The 18,669-nt window shown below is 68.9% G+C and carries 20 protein-coding genes and 13 tRNA genes; 7 read left to right on the top strand and 26 right to left on the bottom strand.

The features are described 5' to 3' along the window. The first annotated feature begins 20 nt into the window (after positions 1-20). Both ACGGAQ_RS12780 and ACGGAQ_RS12785 read left to right on the top strand, forming a co-directional pair. Positions 21-449 (top strand): hypothetical protein, encoded by a 429-nt coding sequence (locus tag ACGGAQ_RS12780; RefSeq protein WP_393047944.1) that lies wholly within the window; start codon positions 21-23, stop codon positions 447-449. A gap of 14 nt (positions 450-463) precedes the next feature. Then, a complete protein-coding gene (locus ACGGAQ_RS12785) occupies positions 464-1,345 on the top strand; it encodes a fructosamine kinase family protein (protein ID WP_393047947.1) in 882 nt (293 codons plus the stop codon). A 27-nt stretch (positions 1,346-1,372) separates the two neighbouring features. Here ACGGAQ_RS12785 and ACGGAQ_RS12790 read toward each other — a convergent pair whose 3' ends face one another. The 3 genes from ACGGAQ_RS12790 to ACGGAQ_RS12800 all read right to left on the bottom strand — a co-directional run bounded on the left by ACGGAQ_RS12790 (position 1,373) and on the right by ACGGAQ_RS12800 (position 4,122). Beyond that, entirely contained in the window at positions 1,373-2,500 is a 1,128-nt protein-coding gene (locus ACGGAQ_RS12790; protein WP_393047950.1) for an arabinogalactan endo-beta-1,4-galactanase, read from the bottom strand. Positions 2,501-2,524: 24 nt separating this feature from the next. Further along, positions 2,525-3,703, bottom strand: coding sequence for a cellulose binding domain-containing protein (locus tag ACGGAQ_RS12795; RefSeq protein WP_393047952.1), 1,179 nt, complete (start codon positions 3,701-3,703; stop codon positions 2,525-2,527). A 248-nt stretch (positions 3,704-3,951) separates the two neighbouring features. Then, positions 3,952-4,122, bottom strand: coding sequence for a hypothetical protein (locus ACGGAQ_RS12800; RefSeq protein WP_354861122.1), 171 nt, complete (start codon positions 4,120-4,122; stop codon positions 3,952-3,954). A gap of 212 nt (positions 4,123-4,334) precedes the next feature. Here ACGGAQ_RS12800 and ACGGAQ_RS12805 point away from each other — a divergent pair, with 212 nt between their 5' ends. Together ACGGAQ_RS12805 and ACGGAQ_RS12810 are read left to right on the top strand one after the other, a co-directional pair. After that, positions 4,335-5,675 carry a carbohydrate-binding protein gene (locus tag ACGGAQ_RS12805; RefSeq protein ID WP_393047955.1) on the top strand — a complete coding sequence of 447 codons (1,341 nt, stop codon included), beginning with the start codon at positions 4,335-4,337 and terminating at the stop codon, positions 5,673-5,675. Between the two features lie 255 nt (positions 5,676-5,930). Then, on the top strand, positions 5,931-6,758 hold the full coding sequence (locus tag ACGGAQ_RS12810) for an SAM-dependent methyltransferase (protein WP_393047958.1): 828 nt from the start codon (positions 5,931-5,933) through the stop codon (positions 6,756-6,758). Between the two features lie 166 nt (positions 6,759-6,924). Here ACGGAQ_RS12810 and ACGGAQ_RS12815 read toward each other — a convergent pair whose 3' ends face one another. Continuing rightward, on the bottom strand, positions 6,925-7,194 hold the full coding sequence (locus ACGGAQ_RS12815; RefSeq protein WP_393047960.1) for a hypothetical protein: 270 nt from the start codon (positions 7,192-7,194) through the stop codon (positions 6,925-6,927). Between the two features lie 95 nt (positions 7,195-7,289). Here ACGGAQ_RS12815 and ACGGAQ_RS12820 point away from each other — a divergent pair, with 95 nt between their 5' ends. Continuing rightward, positions 7,290-8,312 (top strand): methyltransferase domain-containing protein, encoded by a 1,023-nt coding sequence (locus ACGGAQ_RS12820; protein WP_393047963.1) that lies wholly within the window; start codon positions 7,290-7,292, stop codon positions 8,310-8,312. Positions 8,313-8,384: 72 nt separating this feature from the next. Here ACGGAQ_RS12820 and ACGGAQ_RS12825 read toward each other — a convergent pair whose 3' ends face one another. The 4 genes from ACGGAQ_RS12825 to ACGGAQ_RS12840 form a co-directional block, all read right to left on the bottom strand. Beyond that, positions 8,385-9,179 (bottom strand): MarR family transcriptional regulator, encoded by a 795-nt coding sequence (locus ACGGAQ_RS12825; RefSeq protein ID WP_393047966.1) that lies wholly within the window; start codon positions 9,177-9,179, stop codon positions 8,385-8,387. Positions 9,180-9,559: 380 nt separating this feature from the next. Beyond that, positions 9,560-9,745, bottom strand: a complete 186-nt coding sequence (locus ACGGAQ_RS12830; RefSeq protein WP_393047969.1) for a hypothetical protein — start codon at positions 9,743-9,745, stop codon at positions 9,560-9,562. A gap of 38 nt (positions 9,746-9,783) precedes the next feature. Continuing rightward, the gene (locus ACGGAQ_RS12835) at positions 9,784-10,575 is read right to left on the bottom strand and encodes a hypothetical protein (RefSeq protein ID WP_393047971.1); all 792 of its coding nucleotides are present in this window, start codon (positions 10,573-10,575) and stop codon (positions 9,784-9,786) included. Between the two features lie 328 nt (positions 10,576-10,903). After that, entirely contained in the window at positions 10,904-11,440 is a 537-nt protein-coding gene (locus ACGGAQ_RS12840; protein WP_393047974.1) for a GNAT family N-acetyltransferase, read from the bottom strand. Between the two features lie 523 nt (positions 11,441-11,963). On the opposite strand from ACGGAQ_RS12840, the gene ACGGAQ_RS12845 reads away from it, so the two are divergent. Then, positions 11,964-12,215 carry a potassium transporter TrkA gene (locus tag ACGGAQ_RS12845; RefSeq protein ID WP_393047977.1) on the top strand — a complete coding sequence of 84 codons (252 nt, stop codon included), beginning with the start codon at positions 11,964-11,966 and terminating at the stop codon, positions 12,213-12,215. Between the two features lie 48 nt (positions 12,216-12,263). Here the strand turns inward: ACGGAQ_RS12845 and ACGGAQ_RS12850 are convergent, their stop codons facing one another. The 5 genes from ACGGAQ_RS12850 to ACGGAQ_RS12870 all read right to left on the bottom strand — a co-directional run bounded on the left by ACGGAQ_RS12850 (position 12,264) and on the right by ACGGAQ_RS12870 (position 16,441). Further along, complete coding sequence (locus tag ACGGAQ_RS12850; protein ID WP_393047980.1) at positions 12,264-12,593, bottom strand: TraR/DksA family transcriptional regulator; 330 nt, start codon at positions 12,591-12,593, stop codon at positions 12,264-12,266. Positions 12,594-12,995: 402 nt separating this feature from the next. After that, the gene (locus ACGGAQ_RS12855; RefSeq protein ID WP_393047982.1) at positions 12,996-13,223 is read right to left on the bottom strand and encodes a ferredoxin; all 228 of its coding nucleotides are present in this window, start codon (positions 13,221-13,223) and stop codon (positions 12,996-12,998) included. Then, positions 13,220-14,449 carry a cytochrome P450 gene (locus tag ACGGAQ_RS12860; protein WP_393047985.1) on the bottom strand — a complete coding sequence of 410 codons (1,230 nt, stop codon included), beginning with the start codon at positions 14,447-14,449 and terminating at the stop codon, positions 13,220-13,222. The genes ACGGAQ_RS12855 and ACGGAQ_RS12860 overlap by 4 nt, the downstream gene beginning before the upstream one ends. 325 nt (positions 14,450-14,774) lie before the next feature. Continuing rightward, positions 14,775-15,458: a Type 1 glutamine amidotransferase-like domain-containing protein gene (locus ACGGAQ_RS12865; protein ID WP_393048845.1), complete on the bottom strand. Its 684-nt coding sequence runs from the start codon at positions 15,456-15,458 to the stop codon at positions 14,775-14,777. Between the two features lie 167 nt (positions 15,459-15,625). Continuing rightward, a complete protein-coding gene (locus tag ACGGAQ_RS12870) occupies positions 15,626-16,441 on the bottom strand; it encodes an NAD(P)H-binding protein (protein WP_393047988.1) in 816 nt (271 codons plus the stop codon). Positions 16,442-16,630: 189 nt separating this feature from the next. Between ACGGAQ_RS12870 and ACGGAQ_RS12875 the strand changes: the two genes are divergently transcribed. Continuing rightward, complete coding sequence (locus ACGGAQ_RS12875) at positions 16,631-16,951, top strand: winged helix-turn-helix transcriptional regulator (protein ID WP_393047991.1); 321 nt, start codon at positions 16,631-16,633, stop codon at positions 16,949-16,951. Between the two features lie 76 nt (positions 16,952-17,027). Here ACGGAQ_RS12875 and ACGGAQ_RS12880 read toward each other — a convergent pair. From ACGGAQ_RS12880 to ACGGAQ_RS12940, 13 genes are all read right to left on the bottom strand, one after another. After that, positions 17,028-17,098 (bottom strand) — tRNA-Cys (locus tag ACGGAQ_RS12880). A gap of 10 nt (positions 17,099-17,108) precedes the next feature. Next, positions 17,109-17,181, bottom strand: a tRNA-Arg gene (locus ACGGAQ_RS12885). Positions 17,182-17,186: 5 nt separating this feature from the next. Then, positions 17,187-17,270: transfer RNA gene (locus ACGGAQ_RS12890), tRNA-Tyr, on the bottom strand. After that, positions 17,271-17,346, bottom strand: a tRNA-Tyr gene (locus ACGGAQ_RS12895). A gap of 20 nt (positions 17,347-17,366) precedes the next feature. Beyond that, positions 17,367-17,438, bottom strand: a tRNA-Val gene (locus ACGGAQ_RS12900). Position 17,439: 1 nt separating this feature from the next. Beyond that, positions 17,440-17,529, bottom strand: a tRNA-Asn gene (locus ACGGAQ_RS12905). A gap of 4 nt (positions 17,530-17,533) precedes the next feature. After that, a tRNA-Glu gene (locus ACGGAQ_RS12910) sits at positions 17,534-17,608 on the bottom strand. Between the two features lie 12 nt (positions 17,609-17,620). Beyond that, a tRNA-Val gene (locus ACGGAQ_RS12915) sits at positions 17,621-17,692 on the bottom strand. A gap of 46 nt (positions 17,693-17,738) precedes the next feature. After that, a tRNA-Gln gene (locus ACGGAQ_RS12920) sits at positions 17,739-17,815 on the bottom strand. Between the two features lie 7 nt (positions 17,816-17,822). Next, positions 17,823-17,895 (bottom strand) — tRNA-Gly (locus ACGGAQ_RS12925). 17 nt (positions 17,896-17,912) lie between these two features. Then, positions 17,913-17,986: transfer RNA gene (locus ACGGAQ_RS12930), tRNA-Glu, on the bottom strand. An 8-nt stretch (positions 17,987-17,994) separates the two neighbouring features. Next, a tRNA-Ala gene (locus tag ACGGAQ_RS12935) sits at positions 17,995-18,067 on the bottom strand. A gap of 186 nt (positions 18,068-18,253) precedes the next feature. Further along, a tRNA-Trp gene (locus ACGGAQ_RS12940) sits at positions 18,254-18,326 on the bottom strand. Positions 18,327-18,669 lie beyond the last annotated feature (343 nt).

The raw sequence follows: 18,669 nt of genomic DNA on the forward strand, positions 1-18,669 counted from the left end.
CACCCACTAGCGTGCGCGTGGTGGAGGCAGCGGGAGCCTTTCGCCGGACGGCGATCGAGCGATCAGACCAGCGCGTCGCGTGGGAACGGACCGACCAGGCATTCTTCGCCGCCGGGGCCTGCCACATCCTCGCCTGGGTCTGTCGGGACACGTACCCGGACCGGTCGATCGAGGTGGCGGCGGTGCGCCTGGCGGGCGAGTTGCCGGTCGTCCACACGTACGCGGTCTGGGGCGGCTGGGCGTTCGACCATGCGGGCTGGAACCCGGAGCAACAGGTGCTGGCGGTCAACGCGGCCTTCGAGGGCCACCCGCTCGAACGCGTCTCGATCAGCACCGATCTCGCCGAATTCTGCGCCGAGCACCACCACCGCATGCCCGACCGGTACTGGCGTGACCCGATCCCGCGTGCCCGTGAATACATGGGCCGACATCTTCCGCCCTGGACTTGAGGAGTTCCGACCTGATGCGCTCGACGACGGTCCTGCTGGAGTGTCTGCTCCGGCCCAGGATGCGCGACTTCGTCGCAGTGGAACCGGTGACGGGCGGGATCGCGGCGCTCGCGGGCATCGCCACCCGCCGGGACGCGCCGCCGGTGTTCGTCAAGGCCTTCGCCGACGCTCCGGCCGACGACGTCTTCGTCGCGGAGGCCGAAGGGCTGGCCGCCCTCCGCGAGCTCGGCGGTGTGGCGACACCCGAGGTGATCCTGGCGGACCGGGAACTGCTCGTGTTGTCGATGCTGGGGCCGAGGCCGCGCAGCGAGGTCTTCTGGGAGCAGTTCGCGCACGTCCTCGCGCGCATGCACATGAGCACGACCCATCCTCGCTTCGGATGGCACCACGACAACTGGCTGGGCCGTCGCCGCCAGATCAACACCTGGAATGACGACGGCTACGCCTTCTTCGCACAGCACCGGCTGCTTCGGTGGCTCGGGCAGCCGCGCGTCGACGCGGCACTGGACGCGGGCGACCGGGCGGCGCTGGAGCGGTTGTGTCACCAGCTGCCCGACCTGCTGCCGGACCGACCAGCCTGCCTGACGCACGGCGACCTGTGGGTACAGAACATCCTGGCCACTGCGGACGGGCAGCCCGCGCTGATCGACCCGGCCGTGTCGTACACGTGGGCCGAGGTCGACCTCGCCCACGTGTGGTCCACCTCGCCTCCGCCCGAGGCGCGACGGATGTTCGAGGTCTACGCGGACCTGACCTCGCTCGACAGCGGCTGGCAGGCCCGCATGCCGATCATCCAGCTGCGGCAACACCTCGCCGTGCTGGCCCAGTTCGACGACGACTGGGGCGCGGCCGACCAGATCCGCGCCGTCCTCGCCCCGTTCCGAAAGCGATCCTGACCGCGGTCGCGCGCGTCCGGCGACGGGTCAGGGCGTCCAGCGCACGCCCGGGTTCACCCGCCCGGACCAGTCGAAGACGGCCATGTTGTCCCACTGGTTTCCGGTGCCGTTGATGTTGGCCGGATCCCAGCCGTTGCCCCTGACGGCGTACCAGGTCGGCTCCCAGTAGAAGACACCGATGGCCCCCGCGTTGCGGGCCGTGTTCTGGACCCAGTCGAACTCCTGGGCCTGCCCGGACCAGGTCGCGCTGATGCCGTCACAGGTCGCGTCGCCGATGGCGTTCGGCTCGCTGTCCGCGTTGTTCCGGGTGAAGGGGTACGCGGTCTCCACGATCACCACCGGCTTCCCGTAGCGGCCGCGCAGGTCGGCGATGTTGTTGTAGAGGTTCGCCAGGGTCCCGTGCCACATGCAGTAGTACGACAGGGCCGTGATGTCCCACTGCACACCCTGGGCGCGGATGCCGTCGTAGAACCATCGCGCGTTGGCGTTGCTGTCGGCGTCGGCGGTGTGGATCATCACCGGGATGCCGCTACCGCACGCCTTGGTCGCGTTGTAGCCCTGCTTGAGCAAGCCGGCCAGCGGGGCGAAGTCGTTGTTGACGACCTTGCCCTCGTCCCACAGCATCCCGACGTTGATCTCGTTGCCGATCTGCACACTGTCCGGTGGGGTGCCCTGCCCGCGGAGGCTGGAGCAGACGTCGTAGGTGAAGGTGTAGACGTCGGTGCGCAGTTGACTCAGGCTGTGGCCGACCCAGGCGGCCGGCTTGTACTGCTTGCCGGGGTCGGCCCAGGTGTCGGAGTAGTGAAAGTCGATGAGCACTTTGAGGCCCTTCGCCCTGGCCACCCTCGCCTGCGCCAACACCCTGCTCTTGTTGTTGTAGCCGCTGACCGGGTTGTTCCAGACGCGCAGCCGGACGTAGTTGACGCCGACGGACGTCAGGATGTCCAGTGGGTCGCGGGCGACACCGCCGGCGTCGTAGTACCTGGCGCCCAGATCCAGGCTGCGCTGCAACGAGGAGACGTCGGCGCCCCGCATGCTGAGCGTGTTCGCGGCGGAGGCGGGCGCTGTCGTACCGCCGAGTGTGGTCGAGACGGCGAGGATGCCGGCCGTGACAGCCCCGAGCAGTGCCCTGCGGCGGCGGTGGGGTGTGCTCACAGAAGTCCTCCAATGGGGACGCGCTCAGCCCACCGCGCAGGGAGCGCCGTTCAACGAGAAGCTGGTCGGCGGCGCGTCGCTGGAGCTCCACCGCCCCTGGACGCCGAAGCTCGCCGAGCCGTTCGGCGTGAGGACGCGGTTCCAGTCGACGTTACGGGCGGTCACGGTGGGGCCGGTCTGGCCGACCGTGGCGTTCCACCCCGAGGTGACCTGCTGGTCACCCGGGAAGCTGAAGGTGACGATCCACCCGTCGATCGGTGCCGCGCCAGTGTTCTGGACCGTCACCGTGGCCACGAAGCCGCCCCGCCACTCGGACTGGTTCCGGTACGTCACCTGGCAGGTCGAGGGCGGTGGGGGCGGCGGAGTGGACGTCGTGGGCAGGGCGACCGTGTTGGACGCGATCGACACGTTGCCCACCGCGTCCCGGGCCCGTACGTAGAACAGGTTGCGAAGCGGCGTCGACGGGGGTAGCGACGCCGTGTACGTCGTTCCCGGCACGGTGGCGATCAGTGTCGAGGTGAACCAGCCGTCGAACTGGTAGACGTTGTAACCGAGCACGCCGACGTTGTCCGTCGACGGCGACCAGGACAGCGTGGCGGTCGAGGCGGTCACCTCGCCGACGGTCAGGTTCTGCGGGGCGCTCGGCGGGGCGGTGTCCGGGCCGGTGTCCGTCACCGGGGTGACGACGGTCAGCGCGTCCGTCGAGGCCGAGCGGTGCCCGAGGCTGTCCCGGGCGGCCACCCGGAACGAGTACTGCTTGCCCGGCCGGATGTAGTTGCTGATCGTGGTGGTGGTGACGGCCCCGACGCTGGCGCTGTAGATGACGTCGTCGAACGCCTGGTAGTACGTGATGTCGTAGCCGGTGACGGCGCAACAGCCCGGCCTGGCGGCCGTCCAGGTAAGGGTGACCGACCCGGTACGCACCTCGCTGGCGGTCAGGTTGGTGGGCACACTCGGCGGGAAGGGCGAGGTGCCCGGCGTACCAGGCGCCGCGGTTGGCGTCGGCGGTGCGGTCGCGGTCGGCGCCGCGGGCCCGCCGGGGGCCGGGACGATTCCGGGGTACGCGGCGGGCGGCGCGGTGCCGGCGTCGGCTGCCGGTGCGGCGCTGAACGCGGTGGTGAGCACCGCCGTCGACAGCACGACGGCGGCCAGCAGACCCGGCAGCAGGCGGCGGATCAGCGGGGACGGGAACAGGCCTGTCATACGTCGACGATCCCGCCACGCATCGATGATCGCCAACGTATCTCACGCCTCGGTCGGCGATCATGCACGGGTCCCACCCCGGTCCCTGACCTCTCAACTTTCCCGCCGCTGGCCACCGCCTCGCCGCCTCGGCGGCTGCCACCCAGGCGGCAGACGGCCCCTGGGCCCCCGGGAACGTGACGAAGGTCAGCTGGCCGCGCGCCTGCTGACCCCCCGCCTCGCGGGCGAACAGCGCTGCCGGACGACTGTCACGCCGGCTCGGGTACGCCCCCGGGCTCGCCGTCGTCGGGCATCGGTTCGGTCGGCGCGGCCGGCAGTTCGTTCGGCGTACCGGGAAGCAGCTCTTCGGCGGTCTCCGGAACGGGCTCGCGAGGATCGAGGGGTGGATAGACGTCCGGATCGAGGTCAGGATTGGTCATCGGGGAAGTATCCAGCACGACAGTTGCCACCGCCTGTCGAGGCGGTCGCCACGGCACCCGGGCACCGGCCCCCTCGGCCCCGACCGCCGCCGAGCGCTCCAGAGCCGCCGGCTCGAAGCTCTCGCTCCGCTATCTGTAAACAACCCTTGCTATTAAGCCACACGAACGTCAATATGTGGAGGTCACGGGTCGCCGAAGCCGGGGAGTGAGCCATGAGAAGCCGTCGGATTTTCGCAGTGGTGGCCGGGGCGGCGATGACCGTCACGGCCGCCGTCGCCTTCGTCCCCAGCAGCATGGCGGCCGTGTCCTCGGCCAACGCCGTCGCGCTGGTCGCCTGCACCGCGCCGGCCTGGGCCGAGGGCACCACCTACCAGGCAGGCGCCCAGGTGACCTACGGTGGCCGGCTCTACCAGGCTCTGGTGACGCACACCGCGTACCCCGGCGCCGGCTGGAACCCCGCCGCGACCCCGTCGCTGTGGCGTGACCTGGGCGCGTGCTCGGGAAGCACTCCCCCGCCCACCACGCCACCACCGACGACCGCGCCGCCCACCACGCCTCCACCCACGACCGCACCGCCGACCACGCCGCCGCCAACCGGCGGGACCTGCGCGGTGAAGTCGCGGCCCACCGGCAAGGTGTTGCAGGGCTACTGGGAGAACTGGGACGGCGCCTCCAACGGCGTCCACCCCGGACTCGGCTGGATCCCGATCACCGACAGCCGGCTCAACCAGCACGGCTACAACGTGATCAACGCGGCCTTCCCGGTGATCCGCTCGGACGGCACGGTCCTCTGGGAGAACGGCATGGACGCCGGCGTGAAGGTGGCCACCCCGGCCGAGATGTGCCAGGCCAAAGCCGCCGGCGCCACGATCCTGATGTCGATCGGCGGGGCCGCTGCGGGCATCGACCTGAGTTCCACCGCGGTCGCCGACCGGTTCATCGCGACGATCGTGCCGATCCTGACGGCCTACCACTTCGACGGCATCGACATCGACATCGAGACCGGCCTGACCGGTAGCGGCAACATCAACACCCTGTCGACGTCGCAGGCCAACCTGATCCGGATCATCGACGGAGTGCTGGCCCGGATGCCCTCGAACTTCGGCCTGACCATGGCACCGGAGACGGCCTACGTCACCGGCGGCAGCGTGGTCTACGGCTCGATCTGGGGCTCGTACCTGCCGATCATCAAGAAGTACGTGGACAACGGCCGGCTCTGGTGGCTGAACATGCAGTACTACAACGGCAGCATGTACGGCTGCGCCGGCGACTCGTACCCCGCGGGCACCGTGCAGGGCTTCACGGTGCAGACGCAGTGCCTGAACAACGGCCTCACCATCCAGGGCACCACCATCCGCGTGCCGTACGACAAGCAGGTCCCGGGCCTGCCCGCGCAGTCCGGTGCCGGTGGCGGGTACATGTCGACGTCGCTGGTCACCCAGGCGTACAACAGCGTCCCCGGCATCAAGGGCCTGATGACCTGGTCGGCGAACTGGGACGGGTCGAAGGGCTGGACCTTCGGCGACAACGTGAAGCGCCTGCAGGGCCGCTGAGGGTGATGGCGCCGGGCCCACCGTCAGCCGGCCTCCCGGCGGGCGCGGGCCCGGCGATCCGTCGTCGGTCATCATGAGCTGCCGGTCGGCGTCCGTTACGGCGCGCCGCTGAACGAGTGTGTTGGTCACGGGACGGTTCGCTGGGAGCGATACCAGTCGGGGTAAAATTCAACGCTCCCGATCGCTAGACTCGCCGCAATCCGGCACCGCCCGCAGACCTCAGCCTGCGCCCGTCCCGATCGAATGGAGACGCCTGTGACCCGCGACAAGGCGGCACCACCCGGCATCGACCCCAGCATTCCCAGCGTGGCCCGGGTCTATGACTTCTTCCTCGGCGGCAAGGACAACTTCGAGGTCGACCGACAGGTCGCCGAGCACGCCCTACGGATCACACCGGATGGGCCGGCAGCCGGTCAGGCGAACCGGGCCTTTCTGCGTCGCGTGATTCGCTTCCTCGTCACCGAGGCGGGCATCGACCAGTTCCTCGACATCGGATCGGGGCTGCCCACCCAGGGCAACGTGCACGAGGTCGCCACCGAGCAGAACCCCAAGGCTCAGGTGGTGTATGTGGACAATGATCCGATCGTCCTGACACACGGACGGGCCCTGCTCGCCGCGGAGGGCACCGCGACGGTGATTCAGGCGGACGTTCGGGCACCGCAGGAAATCCTCAACCATCCGGACGTACGTCGGTTCCTCGATTTTGACCGGCCGATCGGATTGTTGCTCTTCGCGATCCTGCACCACCTCGGTGACGACGAGGATCCGCGAGCGGTGGCGGCGGCGTTGATTGACGCGCTGCCCTCCGGCAGTTACGTGGCGATCTCGCACTTCCGCGACCCGGGTGAGCGAGACCCCGAAGGCTCCCGCAAGGCCCGCGAGGTCGAGCGGGTCTTCAACGAGTCGCTGGGCACCGGCCGCTGGCGTACGGACGAGGAGATCCTCTCGTTCGCCGATGGGCTGACGGTGCTGGAGCCGGGGCTGGTGCCGCTGGCCGAGTGGCGTCCAGAGCCGGGTACGCCCGCTCCGATGCAGACCGACACCTATCACACCTTCGTCGGGCTCCTCGCCCGCAAACCGTAGACATCGTTCCGGTGCGGTCCGTCGGCGCGAACGCGTTCCGCCGACGGACGCGCCGCGTTGTTCCGACCCGGACGAGTTGACGCCCCGTCAGTCTCCCGGACTCGGTGCTGCCCGACACCTCCACGATTTCCCGTGCGCCGCCAACGACGCCGAGCGCGGGAGCGGGTCATCCCTCGGCAGCGGGTCGGCTGTGCACCACCAGCTCGTCGATCTCCAACCGGCCGACGCGCAGCTCCCGCACGACCGCGCGGCGAATGGCTAGCCGTCCGATGACCAGCACCCCGACAGCCACGGCCCCGGCGGCCAGCGCCCCTACGGCGAGGGCACCGAACGACGCCACCCCAGCGGCCCGCGCGCCGGTAGCCACCGCGCCCGTCGCCACCGCACCGTCGGCGCGCGTCCCGCTCAGCCGCATCAGGCGAACAGCTCGCTGCATACCCCCATTGTCCGCGAACCGCCGGCCTCCCGCTCACCATGGTCCTGGATATGGTGCGCGGTCATGTGGGGCCGGGACACCAAGGTCCCGGACGAGTGGGCGATCGTGGCGAGGGTGAGGGATCGGCCTGGTTGGCTGAAGCCGGGCTGTGTTTGGTTCCAGCCCGTGTCGCGCTGACGCCGTACGCGGTCGGGCGTGAGGATGGGGGCATGAGTTCATCGCAGCCCGCCGTCGATCCCGGGCCCGAGCCGCACACGACGACGGGCGGGCCGGTGAATACCGCGGGCGCGCAGTCCAGGACCCCGTCGCCACCCTCCCCCGAGCCTGCCCCGGATCACCGCTACCTGCTCGACAATGCCCGGCGTGAGGCGGGCGAGCGGTTCGGCTGGCTGGCCGAGCTGTTCGACGGTGTCACGCGTGGGCACCTCGACCGGCTCGGAGTGCGGGCGGGCTGGCGCTGCTGGGAAGTTGGTGCCGGAGGTCCCAGCATTCCCGAGGCCCTGGCCACGGCCGTCGAACCAACCGGTTACGTGCTGGCCACGGACATCAATCCGGCCTGGTTGGACCCGCACGGCGGGTACGAGGTGCTTCGGCATGACGTCGTCGGGGACCCGCCGCCGCAGTCCGGAACGTTTGACCTGGTACACGCGCGGCTCGTGCTCCTTCACGTGCCCGACCGGGCCCGAGCGTTGGCGACGATGGTGGCGGCGCTGCGGCCCGGCGGCTGGTTGTTGGTGGAGGATGCCGACACCGAGTTGCAGCCGCTGGCGTGCCTCGATGAGGTCGGTCCGGCGCAGCGGCGTGCCAACCGGCTGCGGCGTGCCGTCCGGGAATTGATGACGCGCCGCGGCGCCGATCTGCGCTACGGCCGTACGCTGCCGCAGGCGTTGCGCGCGGCGGGCCTGGTCGATGTGGCGGCGGCCGGCTGCTTCCCGGTCGGTGGGGTGGCCTGCGACCGGCTGGAAATCGCGACGGTGCGCATGGTCCGCGCCGAGTTGCTCGCCGCCGGGCTGGCCGACGACACCGAGATCGACGCGCACCTGGCCGCCGTCGATGCCGGCGAGCTCGACCTCACCCTCGCGCCGCTGATCTCGGCATGGGGACGCCGCCCAGGCTGACGATCGACACCACCATGGCCGCCGCAGCTCAGGAGCTCGAAGCTTGGTCGTGGTTGTCGTTGACGGGCCCGCTCAGTCGTCGACGGCCGATATCGCGGCGGCGATCGGCTCAAGGCCCGCGATCAACTCATTCAGCTCGTCCGCGCTGAGGACGTCGTACGCCGGCGCTGCCAGCTCGTCGGTGAGGGCCTCGATCCGCTGCCTGGTCTCCCGGCCCGCGTCGGTGAACCCGCCGGCGGCGTTCACGAGGCCGCGGCCGCGCAGCCCGTCGACGACAGCGGCCAGCTGTGCCTTGGGCAGGTGGTGGATCCGGCCGAACTCCTCCGCCCTCATGCCGAGGGAGAGAGCAAGCAGGACGTGGGCTTCGATGCCGCCGATGCCGTGGGCGACGAGGGCGGTGATGTGGCCGTCCCCGCGGTGCTCCCGCAGCAGCGTGGCCGCGTGCCAGAGCCTGGCCACCGGCTCCTGGGGCACGTCGAGCGCCCGGAGCCCGGCGTACAGGGCTCGGCCCTCGGTCGGCGCGCTGACCGCTGCTCGGGTGGCGAGGTCGGCGACCCGCAGCAGACCGGGAGAGTCGGCGAGTTGCCCGATCATCTGCCGCAACGCGGCAGTGCTGCCCCGCTCGCGTACGACGATCGCCTCCTGCGGGGTGGTCTTTCCCCAGACCCAGGGGATGTGGCGCGCCACCTCACCGTCGGCGAAGTTGTAGAAGACCGCGTGCACCACCGCGGCCGGCGCCAGCCCCAACGGCGCGGCCCGGCCCGCGAAGTATCCGTCCCAGTAGTTACGCATGCCGAGGGCCAGGAACGCCTCGTTCGGCACCTCGGAGAAGGTGACGGCGGCGATCGGCTCGACGAGCTCGAACATGCGGTGGATTGTGGCCTGCGGGTGCGGCATGGGTCGGGTCCTCTGGTCGTCGCGGCGCCTTCGTGGGTGGCCTCTACCCTGCTACGAATGACGCGGCCCGGATACGACAACTCCGGTCAACATCAACCCAGCCAGAAGCAGCCTTACTCTGTGCCGCCCACAGATGGTCGCCTCGCTGGCGATGAAATCAAATCGCCCCGAACCGCTTGATATCCGGGCTGTTTGATCAGCCAGTCGACCAGCCCTCGCTCATCGTGACGGGGATCCGCTCAAGGCAGCCGGCCGGCGGTTGCGTTGTATGGGCGCTCGCGGCGGCCAGAGCCCACGCTCGACGGCAGATCCGGCCACGTCATCAAGCGGGCAGGTACGAGTGTCGCCCGCTACGACTCGTCAGCGGTCGGACGCAGCCGGTTCCACTGAACGTCGAATGCCCTGATCGCTGGCGTGGGCAGTATCGGTGTCGGGTCGTCTCGTCCGACGTACTGGTCGTGCAAGGCGCTGAAGGTCTCGGCCGCGTTCGCCTCGTCTGGGCGCTCGCCCTCCCAAACCGCGAGGTCGTACGTCATGAACAGCGAGTATGCCTGGCCGGAAACCGGCAATCGAGTCACCGGTCGCCGAGCTGTCCCGTCCGGCTGCAGCAGAGGATCGTCGCGTCGTCGGGGGCGAGGTCGCCGCGAACCTCAGCCTCCCTGACCCAGCGGATGATCTCACCGGGTCCGACGGTCCCCGCCAGGTGCAGCAGTCCCGCCCAACTGGTCAGTCTGAGGGTGTCCACCAGCCGGCTCACGCCGTTGCTCAGCAGCGCAGCAACGGTCATCTCGTCTGTTGGGCAGCTGCCGGTGATCGCCTCGTCCACCGCCCGCGGGTCGTCCTTGGCCACCCAAAAACCGCCCGGTCTGTTCCGTTGCGCACGCAACTCCAGCAGGAGCCGCCGGTACTCGTCAGTGCCCTCAGGCACGCCCTTCAGCCGGGCCTCCACGGAGCGGGCGATCATCACCTCCCGCGGATCGTGGGCGACGAAGGGATCGGCCCCGGTCCGGCCGATGACCGCCACGGCGTCTCCGAGGACCAGGTGCTCGACGAGACCATCTGAGAATCGGAGCATGGCCACGGCCGCGTAAGGGCTGATCGAGTTGGTGACATCGCAGGCGTCGCGATGCTCGTCGGTGATCCGCTCAATGCTCTCGGCCAGCACCTCACGTAGGGTCCGGTCGTCAGACAGCGCGCCCAGGAGAGCACCGCCGAGACGGGTGGCGTACCAGGTCACGCCGTGATGGCAGACCTTCTCGGCACCGGCGATGCCACCCGCGCCGTCAACCAGAACCATGCCGGACGGCACGGCACCGGCGAAGTCCTCATTCTTCCGCCCCGGGTGCCCCGCATCGGTGGCCATCATCACTCGCACCACCCGATCATCACACAGTCAATACGTCCCGCGACTCCGCGAGGATCGCCGCCAACGGGCAAGAAGGCCTTTCACCGACGCACTGTCGTCACCATCACCGGCCTCCACGCCTCTCTGCGTGGTTCAGCTAGACCGGTCGGATCCACGTGTGCGAGCCGTCGCCGTAGGGGAAAGCACCGTTCGAGCCCGGGCCAGGTTCCGGGGAGCCGGCTCATCGTGAGCGGGCTCCCCGGAACGGCTCAACCGGGGGCCCGATCCGTTCAGCTACAGGCGCGGATTGCGGTGGAGTGGCATGCCGGACGGTCGCTGGGCGGACCGCTTACAGATCCATCGCATAGACCCGGACGTGGCGGCCGGTGTCCGGCTGCACGGTCTCGCGTTCCAGCGTCATGCCCAGCTTGACCATCACTCGCGCCGACGCCTCGTTGCCGACAACGTGGATGCTGACCAGCCGCCGCAGTCCGAGCTCGGCACGAGCGTGGGCGACCACGGCCTGGGCCGCCTCGGTGGCGAAGCCCCGGCCCCAGTGCGCGCGGCCGAGCCGCCAGCCGATCTCCACGGCCGGCATGATCTCGAGCAGGAAGGTTGGCACCGCCAGCCCGGTGAAACCGGCCAGCTCGCCGGTTTCCTTGATCTCCACTGCGTACAGGCCGAAGCCGTGCTCCTCCCAGTGCCGCTGATAGTTGGCCAGGCGCTCCGCGGTCGCGGCCCGGTCCAGGGTGCGGCCGTCATGGATGTAGCGCATGACCTCGGGCTGTGCGTTTACCGCGGCGAAGCCGTCCAGATCGTTGCTTTGCCAGCGGCGCAACAGCAGCCGCGGAGTTTCCAGGGACGTGGCATCAAGGGAACTGGTCATGTCAGGCACGTCCCTTCGTAGCATTCCGGCGCTCACGGAGCGATGGACTATCCAGCCCGGCGCGCGGGGTCACCGGCGTTGCTGGGGGCATGGGCGGTCACCCGATACGGATGTGGTCCCCACTCTGGGCGACGGCTATGGTTCGGGCATGCACGATCGACGCAGCCTTCGGCGCGTCGGCGAGCGAGCGCCGCTGCCGACGATGCTGCTGCTTGCCGTGCTCGTACTGGTGCTCTCTGCCACCCGGTCGATCGGGCTGTGCATCGTGTTCCGTTCCGCCCGACGGGCGATCCCCGGTTGTGTGCCCGCTTGGTCGGCGGATCGTGCTCCCCCGCGCCATGCGCGGGGCCTTGCCTGATCCACTCGCCCAGCTCGCGCCGGTCCTCATGTGCCGCCCGGCTGGCCGCCATGACGGCTGGCCGCGCTGTCACCGCGCCCCGCCGCACTTCGCCTGGCCACACTCGCCGGCCTGGCCGCTGCCAAGCTGCTGCGCACATTCGCCGCCCTGCCCGCTGGAGTCCCCATGATTGTCGAACTGACCCCGCTGCCCGGTATCGGGATACGCCGCATGTTCACCACCGCCGACGGCCGCCGCGTGGGCGTGGTCACGCACCATTCGGGCGGCCGACGAGATCTCGTCTACGAGTCCCCCGACGACCCCGACGCCACCTGCTCGCTGACCCTGACCCGCTCCGAGGCCGTGACCCTCGCCGGGCTCCTGGGAATCCTTGACGTCCTGGACGTCGTCACCGTGGCGGAGTCATCTCCTGCGTGACGGCCAGTGGCTGCCGTGCCCACCGAGGCACGGCAGCCACACCGGGAATCAGCCGTCGTGCTTCGCCTGGCAGGACACGCAGAACTGCGCGTGCGGAAGGATTTCGAGCCGCTCGGCCGGGATGTTCTGGCGACACTTCGTGCAGGCACCGTAGGTGCCGTCGCTGATGCGGCTCAGCGCACCGGTGATCTGCTCGATGGTGCGGCGGGTGGCCACCAGCAGTGCGGCCCGGTTGTGGGCCTCGCTCGGGTCGCCGGTGTCCGCGTTGAGCTCGGTCAGTTCCCGTAGCCGAGCCGTCTGCGTGGCGAAGTCTTCCGCCAGGGACGCTCGCAGATCAGCCAGCCAACCCTGGTCGACGGTTCGATGATCGACGCTCATGGTCTACCTCTGCCTTTCGAAGGGGGAAAAAGAAAAGGGCCGAAGCTTGATAGCTTCGCCCTGGCGGTCGTTCCGTGATGCAACGATTCCGCGGGGGACCTCGGCCGGTTCGCGCCGGGCTCGACAGCCGGGAAGTGGGCGCGACGTGCAGCACGCGGACAACCGGCACCCGCATTCCGACCATCCGGCACGCCGCCGTCGCCACGTAGGCAGCCCCGATTGCCGCCACACCGGTGACGGCAGGAGAGCGGAACGTCACCGGGACCATGTCCCCACCATAGGCGGCGATCGCAGCAATGCCAACGCGTGCGCCGAGGCCTGGCTTCTACCCTGATCCGCCGCCGACGCCGGTCTTCGCGCCCAGCGCGGCGGTCGGCACGACCGTCGCGGCCCTCGGTCGGGTCATTCCTCCGGCGCGATCAGCCGGTCGTCGGTGGCATCGCGGACCGTGATCGCTTCCACCGGGCACGAGTCGGCGGCGTCGAGGACGACGTCGGCCGGTTCAACGACGTCAGCCAGCGGCTCGGACAGGCCACCGACCAGGTGGAAGTGCTCCGGCGCCGTACCGGCGCAGATGCTCGTGCCGATGCAGCGGCGCGCGTCCACCCCGATCCGCCACGCGGTACTCACCAGGCCACCGGCATGCCGAGCAGGCCCCGCACCAACATGCCCCGCTTCCACTCCAGCTCGGCTTCCGGCACGGCAAGCCGCAATCCGGGCAGGCGAGTCACGAGGGTGGCGACGGCGACCTGCAACTCCATGCGGGCGAGTTGCGCGCCGACGCAGTGGTGTACGCCGTGCCCGAAGCCCAGGTGCGGCTTCTGCTCGCGGTCGAAGTCCAGCCGGTCCGGGTCGGCGAAGACGGTACCGTCCCGATTCGCCGACGACAGCGAGCCGAGAACCGGCTCACCCGCCCGGACCAGCACACCGCCGACCTCGACGTCCTCCTTGGCGTACCTGGCGAAGGAGGAGCCGACGCCGAGCGGCACGTACCGCAACAGTTCCTCGACCGCGGCCGGCACCAGCGACGGATCGGCCCGCAGCCGAGCGAGCTGGTCCGGATTGTGCAGCAGGACGTAGACGAAGTTGGGGATCTGGGTCACCGTGGTCTCGTGGCCGGCCGCGAGCAGCCCTCCGGCCAACTCCACCAGCTCGGTCTCGCTGAGCCGATCCTCATTCTCGTCGCGGGCCCGCACCAACGCGCCGAGCAGGTCGTCGATCCCCGGGTCGCGGCGCCGCTCGGCGACCAGACCACCGATGTACCCCCAGAGATTGTTCAGGTACTCCTGGATCGTTTCCAGGGGCAGCGAGGTGGTCGAGACGATCGCCTCGGACCAGACGTGGAATCGGTCGCGGTCGGCGTACGGGACCCCGAGCAGCTCGCAGATCACCTGGATCGGCAGCGGCGTGGCGACGTGCTCCACCAGGTCGGCCGGAGGACCGAGCCGGACCATGTCGTCGACCAATGCGTCGGCGATCTCCTGGGCTCGGGGTCGCAGCGCCTCCACCCGACGTGCCGTGAACGCCTTCGCCACCAACCGGCGCAGCCGAGTGTGATCGGGCGGGTCCATGGTCAGCATGCCGCTGTACTGCTGGCGCGGGGTGAGCCTGGGCTCGTCGCGCTGAACGGACAGGGCGCGGCCGAACCGCACGTCGCCGAGGACCGTACGGACGTCCTCGTACCGGGTGGCGAGCCACGCCTCCTCGCCGTAGGGGAGCTTTACCCGGGTCATCGGCTCGCTTTCACGCAGCTCGCCATAGGTCGGATCGACGACGAGGCGGTCGGGCACACTGAACGGGTACGACCGCGCGGGCGGAACCGTCCGACCCTCGGTGGTCTGCGCGCTCTCGGTCATCCGGATTCCCTTCGTCGAGGCGGCGTGATCCTCAGGCCGGCACCACGTTCGTAGCGGCGCCGGATTGCCAGCGTCCAGGGCTCGCGACCACCATTGCATTGACGCTCAGTGATCTGTCGATATCGGATCGTAGCGGGATGGGTCGATGATCGCCATGGAGGCCGGTCCACGTCCGGCGACGGGTGTCGTGCTGCTGCTCAGGAACCGCGGCGTTCCTCGCCCGCGGTCCACAGTGCTGGGCGGCCTGCTCTGGTGTGATGCCCGGCCCAGTCCGGCGCGTACCCGCACTGACGCCCGGCATCCCGATCGCTGTTGGCGGCGGCTATCAGGGGAACAGCTTCCAGTGCCCCTCGGAGACGACCTCGACGGCGCCGTCGACCACCTTGATGGCGGTGTCATCGTCGATGGCGTAGGTCGGAACCGGAATTCCGGACGCCCACTTCTGAATGGTGGACAGCTCGGTGCCCTCCATGTCCGGGTGATTGAGGTGTGGGTACAGCGTGAAATCCACCAGCCCCAGCGCCCGGTCAGCGCCCTCCGCCATGTCGCTACCGTCGGGGACGAATGCGAGGTCGAACTCGGCGTCGCAGTTGTACGGGGTGACCGCGATGCTCCCGGCACTCACCCCCACGTAAACCGTATCGCTCAGCGACGGTAGGAGGTCGGCCAGACCGGACTGGCGCAGCCAGTAGGTCAGGTAGAGCACATCGCCGCCCCAGACGAGGAGGGCATCGGCCTGCCGGACGGCCGGGACCCAGTTCTCTTCTCGGATGGTCGGCAGTGCGGTGAGCTCCAATATCCCCAGGGATTTCCAACCGAGCTGGGACAGCGGGATGGTGGCCTGGCCGTGAATCGCCTTCCACGCCCTCTCACCTCCGCCGGGGAAGGGGTAGACACCGGTCGGAATGAACAGGGCCGTGGACTCGGCGATCGGCTTGCCCAGCAGGTCGACCAGCGCATCGCGAATGCTCGGGTTCTGGACACCCCCGGACGTGAGAAGAAACCTCACCCGTGCCTCCTGTACGTAGCGGTCATGGCGCTCTCCTCGAAGTCGGGAGATCGGGTCCATGGGACGACAGACTGGACACCATAGCGAAACTCAACGCCGTTGCGGCCCCCTCAAGCCCTCGCACCCGCATCGGCACGAGCGGAGGGCACTCTTGTGAAGCATCTGTGTCAGTGCGTGCCAGGGCGCATGGCGGCCGTGGCATCCGCAGCGACGGTGAGTGGATCCGTGAGCGGTCGATCCAGCAGGCGCACGAGGTCGGGGCTGGTGTTGTCGAGGAACCCGTGGCGGACACTGGTCGCGATTGAGACCAGCATCGGCGGCTGGAACGGCAGCAGGTGGGCGTCACCGAGAAGGCGGGTGCGGTACTCACCCAGGTCGATTGTGTGGTGCGCGACGCCGAGACGGTCGGCGATGCCGCCAGCGGTAATCGGGTCCCCGACCAGGTCGTAGACCTTGCCGACGTGCGCGGTGGGCTCGCTTGCGACGACGGCTGCGGCAGCTGCCAGGTCGGCCCGCGCTACCGCGGAGAGTGCACCGGTACCGAATGCTGATTCCAGCCCGTCAGGAGTCCACGCGAGCAAGGCACCGAACAGTTCGGCGTACAGCCCGTTTCGCAGGATGGTCCACGCGAGTCCGCCAGTTTTGATCATTTGCTCGGTGGCCCGGTGGGCAAGTGCGAACCCGAGGTGGTCCCCGGCGCTGGTCAGGCTGGTGTAGATCACGTGGGCCACGCCGTCGCGGCCTGCAGCGTCGAGAAGAGTCCGGTGACGCGCGATGACCTGGTCGTCCTCGGCATACCCGGCCGAGACGAGGAGCAGGGTCGATACGCCTGTGAGATCGAGGGTTGCGGGGTCGTCGAAGTCAAGGTGGCGCTGTTCGCTGGTGGGAGTACGACTCCCCGCCAGGGCAGGCACCTCTCGCTCGCCGAGCTCTGCGAGTGTGAGCGAAGCGAGCTGTCCGTTGGCGCCGGTCACCATGATCATTGCGATTCGGTCTCCTACCGTGGTTCTCTTCAGTAACTACAGGGCGAGCCTGGACCCGCGCCCGGCGGCTCACAAGGAGGCAGTCTCGTGTCACCAGCGCACACCGAAGTAACCGCCGGACCAGCCGAGCTCGAACCATGCGGACAGCCGGATCACGCAGACTGCGGCATCCGAGACGTTCTTGACCGGGTGGGCGACAAGTGGTCGGTTCTCGTGATCGTCGAACTCGCCAACGGGCCGCGACGCTTCCGCCAACTCCAGCGCGCCATCGACGGGATCTCCCAGCGCATGCTGACCCTCACGGTGCGCCGCCTGGAACGAGACGGCCTCGTCCTTCGGACCGCGTACGCGACCGTGCCCGCCCAGGTCGATTACCGCCTCACCGCAACCGGCACGAGCCTCACCCACCTCGTCAAAGCACTCGCCGACTGGTCACTGGCACACCGCGCAGCCATCTCCGAAGCCCGTCAGGCCTACGACAGCGACCACCCCGACAACGAGATCCGGTGACACGCAGCGCGTCCTGAGCCGCGACAGTTAGTCGACCTGAGCATCTCGCTCGTTATCCGACAGCGGATGGCAGTTGAGGCCGTGACCGGGATCGAACCGGCGTACGCGGTTTTGCAGACCGCTCCCTCACCACTCGGGCACACGACCAGGCAGCAAGCGCCCGCGGAGGGAATCGAACCCCCGACACCCAGCTCCGGAAGCTGGTGCTCTGTCCCCTGAGCTACGCAGGCATGCGTGGGAGTGGAGAGATTCGAACTCCCTGAGCGCGAACGCACCGGGGTTACAGCCCGGCCCACCTCACCATCGGTGGCGCACTCCCTGGGGTGACTGGCGGGTACTGACCCCCGCGACCTCCCGGGCTACAACCGGGCGCTCTACCACTGAGCTACAGCCACAACTGCGGCCCGAAGGCCAGTACCCGCGGAAGGTGTCGAACCTCCGACCCCCTGGGTGTAAACCAGGCGCTCTCCCGTTGAGCTACGCGGGCTTGGCTCTGGCGACAGGACTCGAACCTGTAGAGGGCTTGCGCCCGCCGGATTAACAGTCCGGACCGCTACCAACTTACGGTTTACGCCAGATCGACAGCGCGGACGGGACTCGAACCCGCACATGTCCCGGGTGAAAGCCGGGCGACTCTTCCAATTCGTCCACCGCGCCAGGTGGTGTGCGTGCCCCGAGCTGGAATCGAACCAGCGACCCCCGGTTTGTCGAACCGGTGCTCTCCCGCTGAGCTATCAGGGCGCGATGAGGGGGTCGGCCGCGGAGTTCTCCGCTGGTCGAGTGCGAGCTCCGGGAGCAGGAATCGAACCTGCGTTCGTACCGGAATCCAAAGTCCCGTCGCCCTTGTCAGCAGAGCATCCCGGAACGGTTGAGCGGTCGGCGGGCACCGACCCCGCTTCTTCGGTTTGGAAGACCGACGTGTCCGCCAAGTTCACCACGACCGCATGGCATTCTGCGTGCGTAGGCCGTACGGGGTTCGAACCCGTAACCTCCTGGCTGAGAACCAGGTGAGCTGCCAGCTTGCTCCAACGGCCCATGAAGCGTGGAGAAGAAGGGATTCGAACCCTCGACCTCCGGTCTGCCGAACCGGCGCTCTCCCAACTGAGCTACAACCCCATCGTCCGGGACCGGGGTGTCGAACCCCGTGTCTCTCGCTCCCAAAGCGAGCGGGTCAGCCGTCTCCCTCGTCCCGGAGGTAGTGCCCCCGGCCGGCCCATACGGGCGCCGGCCGGGGTTTTACCAATGCCATCCACTGTGGAGTTGAGAATCTGCAACGCCGCCGGCCGAAGCCGAGACGAAAAGCAGGGGCGGCAGGACTCGAACCTGCATCCGTCGGTTTTGGAGACCGGTGCTCCACCAGTTGAGCTACGCCCCTATGAAGTTGTTTCAGTAACGAGAAAGCCGCCCTATCCCTGTCAGGGTGGGCGGCTTCGCAGCTTGCGCTGGCGCTATTCGCGCCGCCACCCCGGCTTCCAGTTCCGCTCATTCGCGCACAGATCGTGGGCTCGTCCAATCGAGGGCAGCACGACACCGCCGCGCGGCATGGGCCGCGTGGTTTCGGTGTAGGCGTACTGCGACACGGGGAACTCCTCAGGTTGGTCGGGACGACGTTGCTCATTCAAGGTAGGCGCTGCGCCGATCGAATGGCAAAGGATATTCCGAGCTACCTCCATGTAGCTCGCAGCCAGCTGCAGCGGGTGACTGGCGGTGGACAGCCC

The sequence above is a fragment of the Micromonospora sp. NPDC047557 genome, from assembly GCF_043205095.1.
Lineage (GTDB): Bacteria > Actinomycetota > Actinomycetes > Mycobacteriales > Micromonosporaceae > Micromonospora.

What these genes read in the sequence shown, in the direction of transcription:
- ACGGAQ_RS12785 (WP_393047947.1), top strand. Translation starts at nt 464, where the DNA reads ATGCGCTCGACGACGGTCCTGCTGGAGTGTCTGCTCCGGCCCAGGATG.
- ACGGAQ_RS12795 (WP_393047952.1), bottom strand. Translation starts at nt 3,703, where the DNA reads ATGACAGGCCTGTTCCCGTCCCCGCTGATCCGCCGCCTGCTGCCGGGT.
- ACGGAQ_RS12800 (WP_354861122.1), bottom strand. Translation starts at nt 4,122, where the DNA reads ATGACCAATCCTGACCTCGATCCGGACGTCTATCCACCCCTCGATCCT.
- ACGGAQ_RS12805 (WP_393047955.1), top strand. Translation starts at nt 4,335, where the DNA reads ATGAGAAGCCGTCGGATTTTCGCAGTGGTGGCCGGGGCGGCGATGACC.
- ACGGAQ_RS12815 (WP_393047960.1), bottom strand. Translation starts at nt 7,194, where the DNA reads ATGCAGCGAGCTGTTCGCCTGATGCGGCTGAGCGGGACGCGCGCCGAC.
- ACGGAQ_RS12825 (WP_393047966.1), bottom strand. Translation starts at nt 9,179, where the DNA reads ATGTTCGAGCTCGTCGAGCCGATCGCCGCCGTCACCTTCTCCGAGGTG.
- ACGGAQ_RS12830 (WP_393047969.1), bottom strand. Translation starts at nt 9,745, where the DNA reads ATGACGTACGACCTCGCGGTTTGGGAGGGCGAGCGCCCAGACGAGGCG.
- ACGGAQ_RS12835 (WP_393047971.1), bottom strand. Translation starts at nt 10,575, where the DNA reads ATGATGGCCACCGATGCGGGGCACCCGGGGCGGAAGAATGAGGACTTC.
- ACGGAQ_RS12840 (WP_393047974.1), bottom strand. Translation starts at nt 11,440, where the DNA reads ATGACCAGTTCCCTTGATGCCACGTCCCTGGAAACTCCGCGGCTGCTG.
- ACGGAQ_RS12845 (WP_393047977.1), top strand. Translation starts at nt 11,964, where the DNA reads ATGATTGTCGAACTGACCCCGCTGCCCGGTATCGGGATACGCCGCATG.
- ACGGAQ_RS12850 (WP_393047980.1), bottom strand. Translation starts at nt 12,593, where the DNA reads ATGAGCGTCGATCATCGAACCGTCGACCAGGGTTGGCTGGCTGATCTG.
- ACGGAQ_RS12860 (WP_393047985.1), bottom strand. Translation starts at nt 14,449, where the DNA reads ATGACCGAGAGCGCGCAGACCACCGAGGGTCGGACGGTTCCGCCCGCG.
- ACGGAQ_RS12870 (WP_393047988.1), bottom strand. Translation starts at nt 16,441, where the DNA reads ATGATCATGGTGACCGGCGCCAACGGACAGCTCGCTTCGCTCACACTC.